Raw genomic sequence first — 15,761 nt, 5'->3', positions numbered from 1 at the left:
CCGAAAAACTCTGGACCCTGCGGTTTCACGCCCCGCAGGCAATGCAGACCTCGTTCGCTTCGCCCAACGAACCTGGAAAGCGTCGTACCTTCTGCGAAGGCCCTCTCGACATTCCACGTCCGCGGACTTCCTCAACGATGGTTTTGGAGTCTCCTCCGCGTCCATCGAAGCGACGCCTGCCGCGCCGGTCGACGCCCTGACATTCCAAAGGTTCGGTGCACTTCGAAATCCTCCCGTGTCAGAGCAAGGGCATTATACGTCAGCTTTGGCGCGGTCGGATTGATTTCCGCGCGGGGATTGATCGCATTGGGATTTTGTTCGGAAGCATGGGGGATAGAGCGCGCCTCTATCCCCGTCATCCTGGGGCTCAGCGAAGCTGAGAACCCAGAATCCAGGGCCAACGCCGCAGCGGTCGCCCCTGGATCCTGGACTCGCGCTACGCGCGCCCCAGGATGACGGACAATAACGCGGTCCCTTTCGCGGCGTCCCGGGATGGATGGTCCAACGCGTTCGGCCATTTGCTTGCGCGCTGAGCCGCACGAACTTTTGCCGCTTCGGTGCGCACGCGATGGGGTGTAGGCTCGCCGGCGCCGGAGGACCTGGCTCATGAGTTTCTACCATGACGGCAGCCGCGCGCTGCAGGCGCGCTTCGATTCGACGGCGTTGGCCGACCGGCTCGAGGAGAAGCTGCATCGCAGCGCCTTCACTGAGAACGACAAAGCCTTCATCGAGAGCGCGAGCTTTTTCTTCCTCGCCACCGCCGACGCGGCGGGCCGGCCGGACTGCTCGTTCAAGGGCGGCGCGCCCGGCTTCGTGCGCATCGCTGCGCCCGATTTGCTGGTGTTTCCGGACTATGACGGCAATGGGATGTTCCGCAGCCTCGGCAATATCAGCGTCAATCCGTGGATCGGCATGCTGTTCATCGCCATGGGCGAGGCGCCGAAGCGCTTGCGCGTGAACGGGCGCGCCGCGCTCGTGTTCGACGATCCGCTGATGCGCGGCTTTCCCGGCGCGCAGGCGCTGGTGCGCGTCACGCCCGAACACATCTTTCCCAATTGCCCGCGCTATATTCCAGACCTCGCGTCGGGCGCGCCGTCGCGCTATGCGCCGCAGGCCGGCGTTGCGCCGATCGAGCCGGGCTGGAAGAGCAATCCGGACTTCAAGGACGTCGTGCCGCCACGCAGGGCGTGATCGGCGCCGCGGGCTTGCAGCCGCAAGTCAGGCGCTCAGGGCGGCCAGCATTGCGGGCGTGTCGATGTAGTAGCGCGCGGCGACGACTTTGCCGCCGCGCACGGTGAGCACGTGCGCGATGGCGACATCGAAGGGCGTGTGCTTGTCCTTGGCGGCGCCGATGGTGCGGCCGATGACGACGACGTCCTCTCCGGCGGCGAAGATGCGCTCGACCTCGACCCGGCTCTGGATGTGATGGCGCAGCGTCTTGGCGAACGCGGCGTACCCGGCAAGGCCCTCATACTCGCCGCCCCAGGGCAGCTCGCGCGTCTGCGTGATGCGGATGTCCGGCGAAAGGTGCTGGACGATGCCGGCGGCGTCGCCGGCGTTGATGGCGTCGTAGATGGCGCGGACGATGGCGATGAAGTCGGACATTGCCCCAATGTTTACATCGTCAGTCCGGACCTATGAAGTAGAGGGCGCGCCCCTCCGCCCTTAGAACGCTAGAGCTTGGCAGCCCTTGGTTTTCGGGTTCATCGCTGGCGCGGCGCATGACGTTAGGTCGTGCGACAAGGGAGTGTGTGGCACCTTGTGCTGGGAGTTTTCAAGCGCCAGAGCGTCCCTCTCCCGCATTTGCGGGAGAGGTTAGGTGAGGGTGCGGCGCGGAATTGTCCGAGCGCGGCGCCGTGCTAATCACGCTCGGCCGGCGCTCCACCCTCACCCTGCCCTCTCCCTCCCAAAGGAGGGAGAGGGTTCATGAGCGCTTGTTCGATCTTTGCGGCGATCACTGGAGCGTTTGAGAGAACATCGCTGTCTTTGACACGGAACACGCGCCAGCCGTTCTCGCCGAGCACGCGGTCGCGTTCAGCGTCAAATTCGACCTGCTCGGGAATGGTGTGTGATAGGCCGTCAACCTCGACGATGAGCTTGGCGTCAACGCAAGCGAAGTCGGCGATGTATTTCTCGACGGGATGCTGGCGGCGGAATTTTGCGCCGAAGAATCTTTCGACTGCGGACGATCTCCCACATCGCCCCCTCGGCGCGGCTTTGTCCCTTGCGCATGCCACGAGCGCGATCCCGCAGCATCCCCTTGGTGAGCATGGACCCTCCTCTCCGCCGGCAGACTGCTGGGCTAGTGCGGACTTGACAAGCTTCCGCTCCGTCGTCCCTCTCCCGCATTTGCGGGAGAGGCTAGGTGAGGGTGCGGCGCGGAATTCTGCAAGACGCGCGCTGAGCCAATCACACGCGCCGATGCTCCACCCTCACCCTGCCCTCTCCCTCCCAAAGGAGGGAGAGGGTTCTTGGTCACGCCTTCGAGCCCTTGAATGCGTCGAGGATCTTCCCCGCGACTGCTTGCGGATCAGTCAGCATGTCATCGTCGCGCACGCGCAAGACGCGCCAGCCCGCCTTGATCAAGGTCTCCGTGCGTATGGCGTCGTAATCGGCTTAGTCCTGCGTGTCATGCGAGCGACCATCGACTTCGACGATCAGGTTCGCTTCGACGCAGGCGAAGTCGCGATGTACGGCGGGATCGCATGCTGACGGCGGAATTTCGCGGCGTCAATGCGTCTGCCGCGCACCAGCGACCAGACCGCCTCTTCAGCACGGCTCCCGTCCTTGCGCATTCCGCGCGCGCGATCACGCAACATGCCTTTGGTGAGCATGGCTCTTCCCATCCGACAAAGCTGATGCGTTGACGCGCCCTTGGCAAGGCCCGCTCCGTCGTTCCTGTCCGCATTTGCGGGAGAGGCTAGGTGAGGGTGCGGCGCGGATTGTTGTGGGCTTGCGCCAAGCTAATCACACGCCGCAGGTGCTCCACCCTCACCCTGCCCTCTCCCTCCCATCGGAGGGAGAGGGTGCGTCGAGGTGGCGGCTCATCTATGTCAGACGGGATCGAGGGAAGCGGCGCCGGTCGTCCGCTCACTCACGGGACTTCGTACGTGTCGCTGAAGCAAGAAATCTGCGACGCCACGCTCGGAACTTCCGGTCCACTAAATAGACGAAAGTGAACCAGTTCTCCATCTCGGATGATTATCACGTACGTTGCCGGTCTATCGCCACACCTCAGGCTAGCATCGTTGTCCCGAATTCGCCGGACCTCAGCTCGTCCATCAAAGGGCGCAACAGTTTCAGTTTCGACTTTTGAGTTGTCCACGAACTGAAGGGTCGTTGTTGTAACGGAGACGACACCGAAGCTCGCCGGCGAGACCGGGGTCAAGTGATCGATCGACAACCCCGAAGCTACACTTGATGCGCTCCTCGCAGGGGTTTGGATTGCAGGCTCACCACACCCCAGCGACAAAGAGAGCGGCAGAGCAAGTCCGGCAACGAGCGTTAGGCGGCGGCGAGACATCGAACACCCTCACAACGGTATATTGTCGTGTTTCTTCCAAGGGTTCTCTAGTTTTTTGTTCTTCAGCGTCATCAGCGCGCGGATGATGCGGCGGCGGGTTTCGCGCGGCATGATGACGTCGTCGATGTAGCCGCGGCTGGCGGCGACGAAGGGGTTGGCGAAGCGGTCGGAATATTCCTTGGTGCGCTGGGCGATTTTTTCGGGATCGCCGATGTCGGCGCGGAAGATGATTTCAACGGCGCCCTTCGCGCCCATCACGGCGATCTCGGCGGAGGGCCAGGCGTAGTTGACGTCGCCGCGCAAGTGCTTCGAACTCATGACGTCATAGGCGCCGCCATAGGCTTTGCGTGTGATCAGCGTGACTTTCGGCACCGTGGCTTCGCCGTAAGCGAAGAGCAGTTTGGCGCCGTGTTTGATGAGGCCGCCCAGCTCCTGGCGCGTGCCCGGCAGGAAGCCCGGCACGTCGACGAAAGTGACGATCGGGATGTTGAAGGCGTCGCAGAAACGCACGAAGCGCGCGGCTTTGCGGCTGGCGTCGATGTCCAAGACGCCCGCGAGCGTCATTGGCTGGTTGGCGACGAAGCCGACCGTGCCGCCGTCGAGCCGGCCGAAGCCGGTGATGATGTTCTTGCCGAACTCCGAACCGATCTCGAAGAAATCGCCTTCGTCGGCGACCTTCTCGATCAGCTCCTTCATGTCGTAAGGCTTGTTCGGGTTGTCGGGGATGAGGCGGTCGAGCGAGGGTTCTTCGCGCGTGACGTCGTCATAGTGCGGGCGCGTCGGCGGCTTTTCGCGGTTGGAGAGCGGCAGGAAATCTATGAGGCGGCGCATTTGCGTCAGCGTCTCGAAATCGTTCTCGAAGGCGCCGTCGGCGACGCCGGATTTGGCCGCGTGCACGCGCGCCCCGCCCAGCTCTTCATGGGTGACGATTTCGTTGGTCACGGTTTTCACGACGTCGGGGCCGGTGACGTACATGTAGGAGGTGTCCTTCACCATGAAGATGAAGTCGGTCATCGCCGGGCTGTAGACGTCCCCGCCCGCGCACGGGCCCATGATGACGCTGATCTGCGGGATGACGCCGGAAGCGAGAATGTTGCGCTGGAAAATGTCGGCGTAGCCGGCGAGGCTGTCGACGCCCTCCTGGATGCGGGCGCCGCCGGCGTCGAAGATGCCGACGATCGGCGCGCCGTTCTTCATCGCCATGTCCTGCACTTTGCAGATCTTCTCGGCGTGGGCGCGGCTGAGCGAGCCGCCGAAGACGGTGAAGTCCTTGGAGAAGACGTAAGTGAGGCGCCCGTTGATCGTGCCCCAGCCGGTGACGACGCCGTCGCCGGGGATTTTTTGCTTCTCCATGCCGAACTCGGCCGAGCGGTGTTCGACGAACATGTCGAACTCCTCGAACGAGCCTTCGTCGAGCAAGAGCTCGATGCGCTCGCGCGCGGTGAGCTTGCCCTTGGCGTGCTGGGCCGCCATGCGCTTTTCGCCCCCGCCGGCGCGCGCGGCGTCGCGCTTGGCTTCGAGGGCGGCGATGATGTCTTTCATGGGCGATCCGTCTATCTGCTATTCGCGCACGCGTAAGCTGCGGGCGGTGGCGAAGGCTTGTTCGGCCGCTTCTGCATCCGCCGGATGCGCACTGCAAGCCAAGGTGTAGAGTTCGAGCTCACCCGGCGCCTGCAGGAATACGCGCCGCTCGAAGGCGACGATGCTGGCGAAGCGGAGGCGGACATCGAGCACGGCGACGCCGTCGAGATTGTCGACCTCGATCGATTCGAGCGTGACTTCAGGATGGTTCTCGTAATTCACAATCGCCGGCGACGTGCGCATGCGTTCGGTGGCGGCGTTCAGAACCGCACGGGTCTGCGCCTGCGGCAACGGTTGCGGGATGCGACTCAGCTGGCAGGAGGCCAAGGGCTGCAATTCCGCAGGCTCGATCATGAAGATGACCTCGTCGGACGGCGCGGCGCTGATTTGGCGCCAGCTTGGATCGAGCGTGATGGTGAGCCGGCCGGTGGGATCGCTGAGATCCTCAGCGAACGCGGCGCCGGCTGACGCGGCCGAAGCAGCCAACGCCGCAGCCAGGCTGCGCATCGAACTTGCAACAGAGCTCATCTGCACCCTCCCCGCATTTGCCGTCAGCTGGCGTTAGTGACGCGCTTTGACGCGCGGATCGTTCGGCCAACGCTGCGCCGCTTCGGCGTAGGCGGCTTCGGCGTCCTTCTTGCGGCCGAGCTTTTCGAGGGCGGCGGCGCGCGTCAGCAGCACTTGCGCGCCGGCGCCGCCGCGGCCGATCAGAGCGTCGACGCCCAAGAGCGCGTCCTGGGCGCGGCCGAGGCCGAGCTGGGCGGCGGCGAGGCTGTGGGCGGCGCCCATGTGCTCGGGGCGGAGCGCGAGCGCCTCCTCGGCGGCCTTGAGCGCTTCGGCGTGCTTGCCCTGCGCGCGCAGAGCGCAGGAGAGCGTGTCCCAGGCTTCGCAACTCGGCTCGTTCTGCGTTGCTTGACGCGCGGCGCTTTCCGCTTCGGCGTGGCGGCCGGCTTGATAGAGCGCGACGGCGTGGGTGAGCTTGAGGCCGGGCCAGTTGGCGTCGATGCGCAGCGCTTCGGCGTAGCTGTCGGCGGCCGGTCCGGGCGCGCCGCCGGCCTGATAGATGTGGCCGAGCGCGATGCGGTGGCGCAGCGAGTCGGGCTCGTCGGCGATGGCGCTGCGCATGAGCTGTTCGGCTTCGGCGAAGCGGCTTTGCGCGCCGCGGATGGCGCCGAGGATGTGACGCGCTTCGGCCGGCGCCTTGGCGATGTCCGGCCACGCGGCGGTGATCTCGCGCTCGCCAGCGGCGACGTCGCCGCGCGCCAGGGCTTGTTCGGCGGCGCTCAGAATTGCGTTGGTGTCCATCTCGGCTCCGTTTCTGGTTCAGACGGGTACGGCGTCGAACGGCGCGGTCAAGCGCTCGCCTGCGCTGAAGGGAATTGTGCCGTGCCACATGTAGGACGGGAACAGGACGAGCCGGCCTTCCCGCGGCTGCACCACTTTCTCGACCGTGCAGCCGGGCGTTGGCCAGCGCGGCTCGCCGAATTTGATCCAGCCTTGCTGGCCGTCGCCCTGCTCCACCACCGGCGGCAGCGAAACGTAGTATGCGGAGCTGATCCAGCCGGCGGGATGGACGTGGTTGATGTGAAAGCCATTGGCCTTGAGCTTCACCGACCAGGCGCCGGAGAGCCTGAACTTGCCGGTGTTGCGCCCGCTCCAGGGATGGTTCGGATCGGGCGGGCCCATCGCCGCCATATAGGCGTGGATCGGTTCGGCCAGCGCAGTGAGATAAGCCTGGATGATCGGGTCGTCGACGTAAAGCAGGCTGCGCGAGGTTTGCGAGCCGCCGCGCAGCGATTGATCGAGCGGATGCGCTTCGAGCACGTGGAGCTTGGCGAGGCTGGCGGCGAGCGCTTGGTTGAACGCCGACATGTCGGCAAAGCCGCGCGGCGGCGCGAGATCGTACGGGCGCACCATCAGCTCATAGTCACAGAGCTCACGATAGCGGGGATGGCCGAGCTGGCGCAGCGCCATGGTCTCGTAGCAGATCCATTCCTGGTTGAGCGGCTCGCTGCGGCGCGCCGGTTCGATCTCCGCGAGCGCTTCGTCGCCGCGGCCGAGACGCAGCAAAGCGCAGGTGAGATTGGCGCGGACGGCGCTCAAGTGCGGCGCCAACTTTGCCGCGCGTTGCAACAACGGCAGGCCCTCGGCGGTGCGGTCGCTCTCATCGAGCAGCACGCCAAGTGAAGCGAGCAGGCCGACATGGTCGCCCTGTCGCGCGAGCCCCTCGCGCAGCAAGGCTTCTGAGCGGCCGGCGAACTCAGCGCGGCGCAACAAGTCGGCGCACATGATGCGCAGCTGCGTGTTGTCCGGCTGACGCGCCACGGCGGCTTCGAAGTCGCGCGTGAACGCAGCGGCCTCGCCGCGCATCCAGCGCGCGTTGGCAAGCGCGTTCTGGAGGCTGGGATCTTGCGGCCAGCGCTGAACGCCGGCGGCGAACGCCGCTTCGGCTTCGTCGCTGCGGGCGAGGTTGAAGAGCGCCGTGCCGCGGACGAAGGCGAGCGCAGGGGCTTGCACGCCGCGGCCGGAAAGAGCCTCGAGCGCAGCGATCGCCTCGTCGTTGCGGCCGAGACGGGCGAGGATCGAGGCGCGCGCGTGCGCGGCGGCGATGTGGGCGGCGTCCGCCTTCAATGCGGCGTCAGCCGCCGCGAGCGCATCTTCGAGCTTGTCTTGCGAACGCAGGATGCGGGAGAGGAGCTCCCAATGGTCCGCGTGCGGCTGGCGCTCCGCCAGCGCGCGCGCCGCCGCTTCGGCTTCGGCCAGCGCGCCGGCGGCGAAGGCGCTGCGCGCGTAACCCGCCGGCGCTTTCGTATGAGCCGGATCGAGCCGCAGCACCTCGTGGTACGAAGCCATCGCATGCGCGTGCGCGCCGACGCCGGCGAGCAGCTCGGCCAAGGCGAAATGATGCTGCGGCGCGCCCGGCTCGCGCGCGATCGCGCGGCGGAAATAGCGCTCGCTCTCGGGTATGCGGTTCTGCCCGCGGCGGATGAGGCCGAGCAGGTGCAGCGCGGCGGCGGGCGCGTTCGCGGTGTCCGCCCACAGCGTCGCCAGCGCGCGCTCGGCCGCGAGGGCGTCTCCGGACTTGAGCAGGCGCTCGGCTTCGCGGAGAACGGCGTCGGGCGTCATTGCAGCGCCTGGAAGAAACGGTCGAGCGCGGCGAGGTCGCGCTGGAGCCGGTTGAGGCGCTCGCGCGCTTCTGCGTCCTCGCCCCAGCGTTCGAGGCTCCACAGATCGTCGAGCGCAGCAGCCTCGAACGCGCGCTGCGCATCGACCGCGCCGCGCATCAGCGCAAAGCCGATCATCGCGGAGCCGCTGAGGCCGACGCCGTGCGCAAGGCCGGTCAGTGTGAAATCATCGAGCGCCTGCGTTCGTTCGCTCAACGCTTCGCTTAGACCGGGGCTCAACGGCGCGGCGATCACGCCGCGCACGACCGACGGCGCGCTGCCCAGCTGCCCGCGAAACCATTCCAAGATCGGAGTCCAGAGCGCGTCTTGCCGTTCGACCAGTGCTTGCGGCGCTTCGGCGCGATGGCAGAGCAGGTCCGTCTCTGCGTGCTTCAGCACGTGACGGACGAGATCGTCGCGGCGTCCCGGCGTGGCGTCGACGGCTGCGAAGGCGAGCTGCGTCAGCGGCATGCTGGCCAGGCGGATGAGTTCGGCCTGAGCGTCCCATTCCGCGGCGACGGCTTGCGCGAGCTTTGGCGTCGGCGCCGCGAACACGGCGCCGTTGGGCGTGCGCAGGCGGCGCTGATCCAGCATGACGCCGGCGCCGTCTTCCGCGACGGACGCCGCCTTGTAGAATCGACGGGCTGGTTCGGTCGTCACAGTGAGTCGCCGTTGCGATGGACGTGGCGGATTTCACACATGAGCGCCTTTTAGACGATCGCGCCGCCGCCCGCATCTTGGCGCGGCGTCACAGGTTCAGCTCGGCGTGACGATGAATTCGGCGGTGAGGCGCTCGGCGCCCTCCACCGGGACGACCCCGCGCCAGAAATAGGACGGGAACAGCAGCAACTGTCCGGTTTTGGGCTCGACCATCCGTTCCGGCCCGCACCGTTGCGGCGGGCGGTTAGGTTCGCCGAATTTCAACCAGCCGGCGTGCGGGTCCCGCGCCCGTTCGGCCGGCAGGACGGAGGCGATGTAGACGCCGCTGATCCAGCCGTGGTCGTGCACGTGATTGATGTCGTACCCGTCCTTGATCAGCCGGATCGACCAGAGGCTGTTGAAGCGGTGATGGCGACTGCGCCGGCGCGTGACGTGCTCGGCCTCAGCCGGGAGCCGGGCGACATAGTCGCGGACGTGCGGGTCGATGGCGGAAAGGAACGTCTTGATCAGCGGCTCGGAAAGCGTGAGCAAATTCCGGCTGGTGCGGCTGAAGTTCGGGCGCGGCTGATCGAGTGGGTGGGCGCTCTGCCGGTGCTGCGTGCGCAAGAGGTCGGCAAGCGCGGCGTTGAAGCTCTCCGGCGTGAAGAAGCCCTGAGGCACGCCGATGTCGTAGATTTTCACCAAGCGCTCGTAGTCGCAGAGGCGTTTGTACGCGCTGTCGCCAAGCAGACGCAGCGCCGTGGACTCGCAGGCGATCAGATATTGTTCGTCCGGCTCTTCGGCGCGGAGTTCGCGGGCGATCGCGAGCGCTTCGCGCGCTTGGCCGGCGCGCATCATCACCGAGAGCAGATTGCGCCTCGCCGAACGCGACGCGGGCGCCGCGGCGGCGACTCCTTGCAGCACCTCCAGCGCCTCGGCGGATCGCTCCATCTCGTCGAGAACGATGCCCTTGGCGCTCACCAGCGCCGGCGAACTGGGCGCGAAGCGGAGCGCCTCCTCCAGCACCGCCAGCGCTTTCTCCAGATGCCCGCCACGGTGCAGCACGTCGGCGGCCGCAAGACGCAGCGCGAGATCGCTGGGTCGGCGCCAGAGCACTTCTTCTTCGATCAGCGCCGCGCAGTTCTCGCCCTCGCCGCGCAACCAGCGCATACGGGCGAGCGCGCCATGCAGCGCCGTCGATCCGGGCCACATCTGCACCGCCTGCTCGCCGACCTCCTCGGCCTCGCTCTTGCGCCCCACCGAATAAAGCCCGCGCATGAGATGAAGCGCGAGCTCCGGCGTATCGAGGTCCCGCTTGGCGAGGCGCTCGTAGGCGTCGAGAGCCTCGATATTGCGCCCCACCCGCTCGAGCGCGACGGCGTGGTTGTAGCGAAGCCCGCGCAGACGCGGCGCGCATTTGAGCGCTTGTTCCGCGGAAACCAAGGCGTCGTCGTGGCGTTCGAGCGCGCGCTGCACTTGGCCGAGCAAGGTCCAGGATTCGGCGTCAGGCTCGGCGGCGACGTACGCACGCGCTTCGCGTTCCGCTTCGGTCAAATCGTTGGCGGCGATGAGACAGCGCACCATGTTTGCGCGAACGGCGGCCGCCTCCGGCGCGAGCGCCAACGCCGCACGATAGACGCGCATCGCCTCCCCGTATTCGCCGCGGGCCTGCAACACGACGCCGAGATCGTTGTAGTAGACGCCGTTGCTCAGCGCATGCGCCACGGCGCTGCGAAAGTAGCGCTCGGCGTCGGCCGGCTGATTCTGCGCCTTCTTGATGAGGCCCATGAGGTGGAGCGTCGGCGCGTCCGTGCGCAACTCGTGCAGGATGGGCGTGAGCACGCGCTCGGCCCCTTCCGCATCTCCCTGGCTCAGCAGTTCGCGGCTGGCGCTGGCGATCGCGGCAACCTCCGGCGATGTCATCGCGTCCCCGCGAACGGCTCGAACGGATCGCGCGCTTCGCGCTCCTCGAAGCCCAAGAGATCGAATGCCCGCTTCATGTGCGGCGGCAACGCCGCGGTGACGTTGAGCTCGCCGCCCGAGGGATGCGGCAGACGCAGTGCGCGGGCATGCAGAAGAAGGGCGCCGGAAAGGTCGTTCGGCGTCGGGCGATCGCTCTTGTACTTCGGATCGCCGGCGATGGCGTGCCCCATCTCGGCCATGTGGAAGCGCAGCTGATGCGTGCGCCCGGTGACTGGACGCAGCGCGAGCCAAGAGGCCCGCTGCCCGGCCTCGGAGAGCACCGCGTACTGGGTGACGGCGTGGACGGCGCCTTCGTCGGTCTGAACCGCACGAACCATCATCTCGCGGTCGGCGTCCCGCACGCCGGGCGCTTTGCGCATCCAGCTGCGCAGCTCGCCCACTTTCGGCCGCGGCGCGCCCGTGACAATGGCCCAGTAGATCTTGTCGGTGTCGCGGTCGCGGAAGGCTTCGCCGAGGAAGGCGGCGGCGCGCGGATGCCGCGCGAGCACAAGACAGCCGGAGGTGTCGCGGTCGAGGCGATGGACGAGCTTGGGCTTCTTCTCGGCGTCGAATTTCAAGCCGTCGAGCAAGCCGTCGATGTGGCGCGTGGTTTTCGCCCCGCCTTGGACGGCGATGCCGTGGGGTTTGTTCAAGACGATCACGTCGTCGTCGCGATGGATGACGAGCGAGCGGATGAAATCCTCATCCTTTTTCGGCAGCGCGCCGGGCGGCGGCCGCGGCGGCGCGTCCGGCAACGGCGGAATGCGTACGCTTTGGCCGGGCGAGACGCGGTCGGAGGCTTTCACGCGCGCGCCGTCGACCCGCACCTGGCCGGTGCGGATGAGCTTCTCGACCTGGCCTTGCGAAAGCTGCGGATAGCGGCGGCGCAACCAACGGTCGATCCGCGCCACCCCATCGTCCGCACTCACTTCGACGGTCTCGACCGACCTCATACCCGCCCCAAACTCAAACCGGCCCAGCACGCGCCCACGCTGAGCAACACCGAAGCCAGCACATAGATAGCGCTCAAGCCGGGTTGATGCTGCATCAGCCGCACCGTCTCCAGCGAAAACGCCGAAAACGTGGTGAAGCCGCCAAGCACGCCGACGCCGAGCGCCAAACGCAGGCTCTCCTGCTCGGGACCAACGCGGGCGGCCAGCACGCCCATGGCCAGGCAACCGACCACGTTGACGATCAGCGTGCCCCACGGAAACGCCAAGCCGAACAGGCCCGCGGCGCCCACGCCGACGCCATAGCGCGCCACAGCGCCAATGGCCCCGCCCGCCGCCACCAGCAGCACTTGCATCATCCCGCGAGGCGCGAACGTAGGTTCGTGGCGATGGCGCGCGCGTCGTAGGCGTTCGGGTCGTCGGGCTTTGCGCCCTCGCCCATGCGGATCTCGAGCGTCGCTGAGCGGGCGACTTGTCGCTGGCCGCCCAGCGGCAGGTTGATGCCGACACCGACGCTGCCGCCGCTATGGCTGCCCCAGCTGCCGCCGCCGACGCCGATGCCGACGCTTGGGCCAGTAGCGCGCGTCGATTGCTCATCGAGCGTGCGGCGATCGACCCAGAACCATTCGCGGCCGTTCTGGAGCGTGAGATCCGCCGCGCGCAGCAGCGCGTAGTCCTGCAGCAGCGCGGGATCGGCGCCGCTCGGCGCGCGGAAGGTGACGAAGTAGCGGTTGGATTCGATTTGCGTCTCGGAATAGCCGGCGGCCCCTTGGCCGGGCGCTGGAGCGTAGGGCGGCGGCGTCGATGCGCAGGCGGCGAGCGCTGCCGCCGCGGCGATGAAGATCAGATGACGGAGCATGGCGTGAACCTCGCTGGAATCCCTCGGGGGCTATCCTAGCAGCTATCTCAGGGCGCCGTCGCCTCAAGGCCGAGTGACTTGAGGCACGCGGCGAAATCGTCCGGCAGCGGCGCTTCGAAACGGCGGCGCCCGCCTCCGGGCAGCGGCAGGTCGAGCGCGGCGGCGTGCAGCATTAGGCGCGGAATGCGGACGCCGGCGAGGTCGAACAAGCCGCCATATTTGGCGTCGCCCGCAATGGGACGGCCGATGGCGGCGAGATGGGCGCGGAGCTGGTGCATGCGGCCGGTCTCGGGTTCGAGCTCGACCAGTGCGGCGGATGCGTTGGCGGCGCGGGTGCGATAACGGGTGAGCGCCGCTTGCGCGCCGGGCTCGCCGGGGCGGGCGATCTCCATCACGTCGAGGCCCCTGCGGGAGGATTTCTTGAGCGGAAGATCGATGACGCCTTCTGCCGACTCGGGCGCGCCGCCGCAGACGATGGCGAGATAGGTCTTCCGCACATCGCGGCCGGCGAAGGATTCTGAGAAGAAGGCGGCCGCCGGCTTGGTGCGCGCGGCGATTATGACGCCGGACGTGTCGCGGTCGAGCCGGTGCACGAGGCGCGGACGCTTGCCGTTCGACTTGGCGAACGCGGCAAGCAGATGTTCGAGGCTGCGCGAGACGCCTGAGCCGCCTTGCACGGCAAGGCCGGACGGTTTGTTGAAGGCGAGGAGCTGCGCGTCCTCGTAGAGCACGAGGCCGTGCGCGAAGGCGACCTCTTCCGCCGGGAGTGGAGCTTGCGTCGTCACGAACTGAGCACTTGATCGGCGAAGCAATCTGCGAAAGCGGCGAGCTTGTCCCAGTCGGTCAGCTCCCAATCGCGGCTGGTGTCGACCGGCGCGCCGCGTTCCTTGGCGATGCGCTTCATGATCATGCGTTTGAAGTAATCGTATTGCGTGTAGCGGAAGGCGCCGGCGACGTGCTCGATCCGCTGCGGGCGCCACTCGGCTTGGGTGAAGAAGTCGTCGAGACACTTGCGCAGCCCGCGCCAGTCCTCCTCGTCCTCGCCAGCTGCGGACAAGGAGACGCTCAGAAACACGTTGGGCTTGGCGGCGATGGCGGCGGCGTTGCGATAGACCAGCCGGAGCACGGAGTGCTGGAAACCGCCGGCATGCAAGGATGCGGCGACGATGGAGGCGTCGAACGGCGGCAGCGGCGTGGCGGGGTCTGCGTCGGCGGCGTCGACCAGGGTTGCGGCTACGCCCTTTTGCTGCAGGCGCTCGGCGACTGAGACGCAGATCTTCCGGGTTTGCCCCTCGTGCGTTCCGTAAATGATGAGCGCGCGCTTGGACATTCGTCAGTCCTTCCGTTCCGCGCGCAGCTTGGCCCAATGCTCCAGCCGCTCCTTGATCGCGCCTTCGCGGCCGCGGCCTTCGGGGGTGTAGAATTCGCGGCGGGGCATCTCGTCCGGGAAGTAGTTCTGGCCCGAGAAGCCGCCCTCTGCGTCGTGGTCGTAGGCGTAGCCGGAGCCGTAGCCTAAATCCTTCATCAGCTTGGTCGGGGCGTTGCGGATGTGCATGGGCGGGCCGAGCGCGCCGGTTTCGCGCGCGGCCTGACGCGCGGCTTTCCAGGCGACATAGGCGGCGTTGGATTTCGGCGCGGTGGCGAGGTGGATCACGGCTTGCGCGAGGTGGAGCTCCGCTTCGGGCGGGCCGATGAAATGGACCGCGTCCTTGGCGGCGTTGCAGATCAGCAGCGCGGTGGGATCGGCGAGGCCGACGTCCTCGGCGGCGGCGCGCACGAGGCGGCGGGCGATGAAGAGCAAATCCTCGCCGCCGTCGATCATGCGGGCGAGCCAGTAGAGCGCGGCGTCCGGATCGGAGCCGCGGATGCTTTTGTGCAGCGCGGAGATGAGATTGTAGTGCTCTTCGCGATCCTTGTCGTAGGCGGGCGCGCGCTTTTGCAGCAGTTCGCCAAGCGCCTTGGCGTCGAGCGGCTGCGGGATTTTGAGCGCGAACAGTTCTTCGCTGAGCGTCAGCAGATAGCGGCCGTCGCCATCGGCGAGATTGGTGAGCGCGATGCGCGCGTCATCGGTGAGCGGCAGCTTGCGGCCGAGCAGCGCTTCGGCGCGCTGCAACAGCTGCTCCAACGCAGCGTCGTCGAGGCGCTTCAGCACGAACACTTGCGCGCGCGAGAGCAAAGCGGCGTTGATCTCGAAGCTGGGGTTTTCGGTAGTGGCGCCGACGAGCGTGACGACGCCCTGCTCCACGTACGGAAGAAAGCCGTCCTGCTGGGCGCGGTTGAAGCGGTGGATCTCGTCGACGAACAGCAGAGTGGACATGCCGCTGGCGCGGCGGCCGCGGGCGGTCTCGAACGCCTTCTTCAGGTCGGCGACCCCAGAGAAGACGGCGCTGATCTGCTGGAACTCGTGGCCGGTCTCCTCCGCGAGCAGGCGCGCGATGGTGGTCTTGCCGACGCCGGGCGGCCCCCAGAGGATCATCGAGCCCAATCGCTTCTGCGCCACCATGCGGCCGATCGGGCCTTCCGGCTTCAACAGATGGTCCTGGCCGACCACCTCATCGAGCTTGCGCGGGCGCAACCGCTCTGCCAGTGGCGTAGGGGCGCCCTGGTCCAGACCTGCGGCTTCGAACAAATCGCTCATGGCCGGAACATAAGCGTTCCAAGGGAGAGAGACGATGGCCGAACCGACATCCGCCATTCCCGTTGGCGTCTATCCGTACTTGAAGGTCAAAGGCGGCAAGGCCGCGCTCGATTTCTACGCCCGCGCCTTCGGCGCAACCGAGGAGTTTCGCAACTACGCCCAGGACGGCGAGCGCATCATGCACGCCCGCTTCCGCGTCAATGGCGGCGCGATCCTGCTGTCGGACGACTTCCCAGAGTTTCGCGGCGGCGTGGAATCACCACCGCCGGACGGCGTCACCATCCATCTCGAAGTTGACGACGCCGATCGCTGGTGGAAACGCGCGGTCGACGCCGGCGCAGAGATCGTCATGCCGCTCGCTGACCAGTTCTGGGGCGACCGCTACGGCCAGGTGAAGGACCCGTTCGGCCACATGTGGTCGATCGGCTCGCCGGTAAAGAAGTAG

16 protein-coding genes and 1 pseudogene are annotated in these 15,761 nt (G+C 67.0%); 2 read left to right on the top strand and 15 right to left on the bottom strand.

Going from position 1 to position 15,761, the window contains the following annotated elements; translation table 11 throughout:
- The first annotated feature begins 606 nt into the window (after positions 1–606).
- Positions 607–1,191, top strand: a complete 585-nt coding sequence (locus VEA80_RS12830) for a pyridoxamine 5'-phosphate oxidase family protein (RefSeq protein WP_325061142.1) — start codon at positions 607–609, stop codon at positions 1,189–1,191.
- Between the two features lie 27 nt (positions 1,192–1,218).
- On the opposite strand, the gene VEA80_RS12825 is transcribed toward VEA80_RS12830, so the two are convergent.
- The 15 genes and pseudogenes from VEA80_RS12825 to VEA80_RS12760 all read right to left on the bottom strand — a co-directional run bounded on the left by VEA80_RS12825 (position 1,219) and on the right by VEA80_RS12760 (position 15,316).
- On the bottom strand, positions 1,219–1,605 hold the full coding sequence (locus VEA80_RS12825) for a nuclear transport factor 2 family protein (protein ID WP_325061141.1): 387 nt from the start codon (positions 1,603–1,605) through the stop codon (positions 1,219–1,221).
- Between the two features lie 254 nt (positions 1,606–1,859).
- A complete protein-coding gene (locus VEA80_RS20565; protein WP_414731511.1) occupies positions 1,860–2,237 on the bottom strand; it encodes an endonuclease domain-containing protein in 378 nt (125 codons plus the stop codon).
- 238 nt (positions 2,238–2,475) lie between these two features.
- Positions 2,476–2,795: pseudogene (locus VEA80_RS12820) on the bottom strand (endonuclease domain-containing protein).
- 737 nt (positions 2,796–3,532) lie between these two features.
- Positions 3,533–5,065: an acyl-CoA carboxylase subunit beta gene (locus VEA80_RS12815; RefSeq protein WP_325061140.1), complete on the bottom strand. Its 1,533-nt coding sequence runs from the start codon at positions 5,063–5,065 to the stop codon at positions 3,533–3,535.
- Positions 5,066–5,083: 18 nt separating this feature from the next.
- The gene (locus VEA80_RS12810; protein WP_325061139.1) at positions 5,084–5,632 is read right to left on the bottom strand and encodes a hypothetical protein; all 549 of its coding nucleotides are present in this window, start codon (positions 5,630–5,632) and stop codon (positions 5,084–5,086) included.
- 33 nt (positions 5,633–5,665) lie between these two features.
- Positions 5,666–6,409 carry a tetratricopeptide repeat protein gene (locus tag VEA80_RS12805; protein ID WP_325061138.1) on the bottom strand — a complete coding sequence of 248 codons (744 nt, stop codon included), beginning with the start codon at positions 6,407–6,409 and terminating at the stop codon, positions 5,666–5,668.
- Positions 6,410–6,427: 18 nt separating this feature from the next.
- Positions 6,428–8,230 (bottom strand): putative 2OG-Fe(II) oxygenase, encoded by a 1,803-nt coding sequence (locus VEA80_RS12800; RefSeq protein ID WP_325061137.1) that lies wholly within the window; start codon positions 8,228–8,230, stop codon positions 6,428–6,430.
- The gene (locus VEA80_RS12795) at positions 8,227–8,928 is read right to left on the bottom strand and encodes an ATP12 family chaperone protein (protein ID WP_325061136.1); all 702 of its coding nucleotides are present in this window, start codon (positions 8,926–8,928) and stop codon (positions 8,227–8,229) included. Before VEA80_RS12795 ends, VEA80_RS12800 begins: the two co-directional genes overlap by 4 nt.
- 96 nt (positions 8,929–9,024) lie before the next feature.
- Positions 9,025–10,830: a 2OG-Fe(II) oxygenase family protein gene (locus tag VEA80_RS12790; RefSeq protein WP_325061135.1), complete on the bottom strand. Its 1,806-nt coding sequence runs from the start codon at positions 10,828–10,830 to the stop codon at positions 9,025–9,027.
- Complete coding sequence (locus tag VEA80_RS12785) at positions 10,827–11,822, bottom strand: RluA family pseudouridine synthase (protein ID WP_325061134.1); 996 nt, start codon at positions 11,820–11,822, stop codon at positions 10,827–10,829. Before VEA80_RS12785 ends, VEA80_RS12790 begins: the two co-directional genes overlap by 4 nt.
- Complete coding sequence (gene crcB, locus VEA80_RS12780; RefSeq protein ID WP_325061133.1) at positions 11,819–12,178, bottom strand: fluoride efflux transporter CrcB; 360 nt, start codon at positions 12,176–12,178, stop codon at positions 11,819–11,821. The genes VEA80_RS12785 and crcB overlap by 4 nt, the downstream gene beginning before the upstream one ends.
- Complete coding sequence (locus VEA80_RS12775; RefSeq protein WP_325061132.1) at positions 12,175–12,678, bottom strand: CC0125/CC1285 family lipoprotein; 504 nt, start codon at positions 12,676–12,678, stop codon at positions 12,175–12,177. Before VEA80_RS12775 ends, crcB begins: the two co-directional genes overlap by 4 nt.
- 47 nt (positions 12,679–12,725) lie before the next feature.
- A complete protein-coding gene (locus VEA80_RS12770) occupies positions 12,726–13,463 on the bottom strand; it encodes an RluA family pseudouridine synthase (protein WP_325061131.1) in 738 nt (245 codons plus the stop codon).
- Positions 13,460–14,008, bottom strand: coding sequence for a flavodoxin domain-containing protein (locus tag VEA80_RS12765; RefSeq protein ID WP_325061130.1), 549 nt, complete (start codon positions 14,006–14,008; stop codon positions 13,460–13,462). The genes VEA80_RS12770 and VEA80_RS12765 overlap by 4 nt, the downstream gene beginning before the upstream one ends.
- 3 nt (positions 14,009–14,011) lie before the next feature.
- A complete protein-coding gene (locus VEA80_RS12760; RefSeq protein WP_325061129.1) occupies positions 14,012–15,316 on the bottom strand; it encodes a replication-associated recombination protein A in 1,305 nt (434 codons plus the stop codon).
- A 34-nt stretch (positions 15,317–15,350) separates the two neighbouring features.
- On the opposite strand from VEA80_RS12760, the gene VEA80_RS12755 reads away from it, so the two are divergent.
- The gene (locus VEA80_RS12755; RefSeq protein WP_325061128.1) at positions 15,351–15,761 is read left to right on the top strand and encodes a VOC family protein; all 411 of its coding nucleotides are present in this window, start codon (positions 15,351–15,353) and stop codon (positions 15,759–15,761) included.

Origin of the sequence: Vitreimonas sp. (assembly GCF_035627415.1) — a bacterium.
Taxonomy (GTDB): Bacteria; Pseudomonadota; Alphaproteobacteria; order Caulobacterales; family Aquidulcibacteraceae; genus Vitreimonas.
This window is presented reverse-complemented; position numbering and strand designations above follow the sequence as displayed.

Bases quoted from the DNA above. Each gene is read 5' to 3' on its own strand.
- VEA80_RS12805 (WP_325061138.1), bottom strand. From the start codon at position 6,409: ATGGACACCAACGCAATTCTGAGCGCCGCCGAACAAGCCCTGGCGCGC.
- VEA80_RS12825 (WP_325061141.1), bottom strand. From the start codon at position 1,605: ATGTCCGACTTCATCGCCATCGTCCGCGCCATCTACGACGCCATCAAC.
- VEA80_RS12815 (WP_325061140.1), bottom strand. From the start codon at position 5,065: ATGAAAGACATCATCGCCGCCCTCGAAGCCAAGCGCGACGCCGCGCGC.
- VEA80_RS12765 (WP_325061130.1), bottom strand. From the start codon at position 14,008: ATGTCCAAGCGCGCGCTCATCATTTACGGAACGCACGAGGGGCAAACC.
- VEA80_RS12800 (WP_325061137.1), bottom strand. From the start codon at position 8,230: ATGACGCCCGACGCCGTTCTCCGCGAAGCCGAGCGCCTGCTCAAGTCC.
- VEA80_RS12785 (WP_325061134.1), bottom strand. From the start codon at position 11,822: ATGAGGTCGGTCGAGACCGTCGAAGTGAGTGCGGACGATGGGGTGGCG.
- VEA80_RS12790 (WP_325061135.1), bottom strand. From the start codon at position 10,830: ATGACATCGCCGGAGGTTGCCGCGATCGCCAGCGCCAGCCGCGAACTG.
- VEA80_RS12775 (WP_325061132.1), bottom strand. From the start codon at position 12,678: ATGCTCCGTCATCTGATCTTCATCGCCGCGGCGGCAGCGCTCGCCGCC.
- VEA80_RS12810 (WP_325061139.1), bottom strand. From the start codon at position 5,632: ATGAGCTCTGTTGCAAGTTCGATGCGCAGCCTGGCTGCGGCGTTGGCT.
- VEA80_RS12760 (WP_325061129.1), bottom strand. From the start codon at position 15,316: ATGAGCGATTTGTTCGAAGCCGCAGGTCTGGACCAGGGCGCCCCTACG.
- VEA80_RS12830 (WP_325061142.1), top strand. From the start codon at position 607: ATGAGTTTCTACCATGACGGCAGCCGCGCGCTGCAGGCGCGCTTCGAT.
- VEA80_RS12755 (WP_325061128.1), top strand. From the start codon at position 15,351: ATGGCCGAACCGACATCCGCCATTCCCGTTGGCGTCTATCCGTACTTG.
- crcB (WP_325061133.1), bottom strand. From the start codon at position 12,178: ATGATGCAAGTGCTGCTGGTGGCGGCGGGCGGGGCCATTGGCGCTGTG.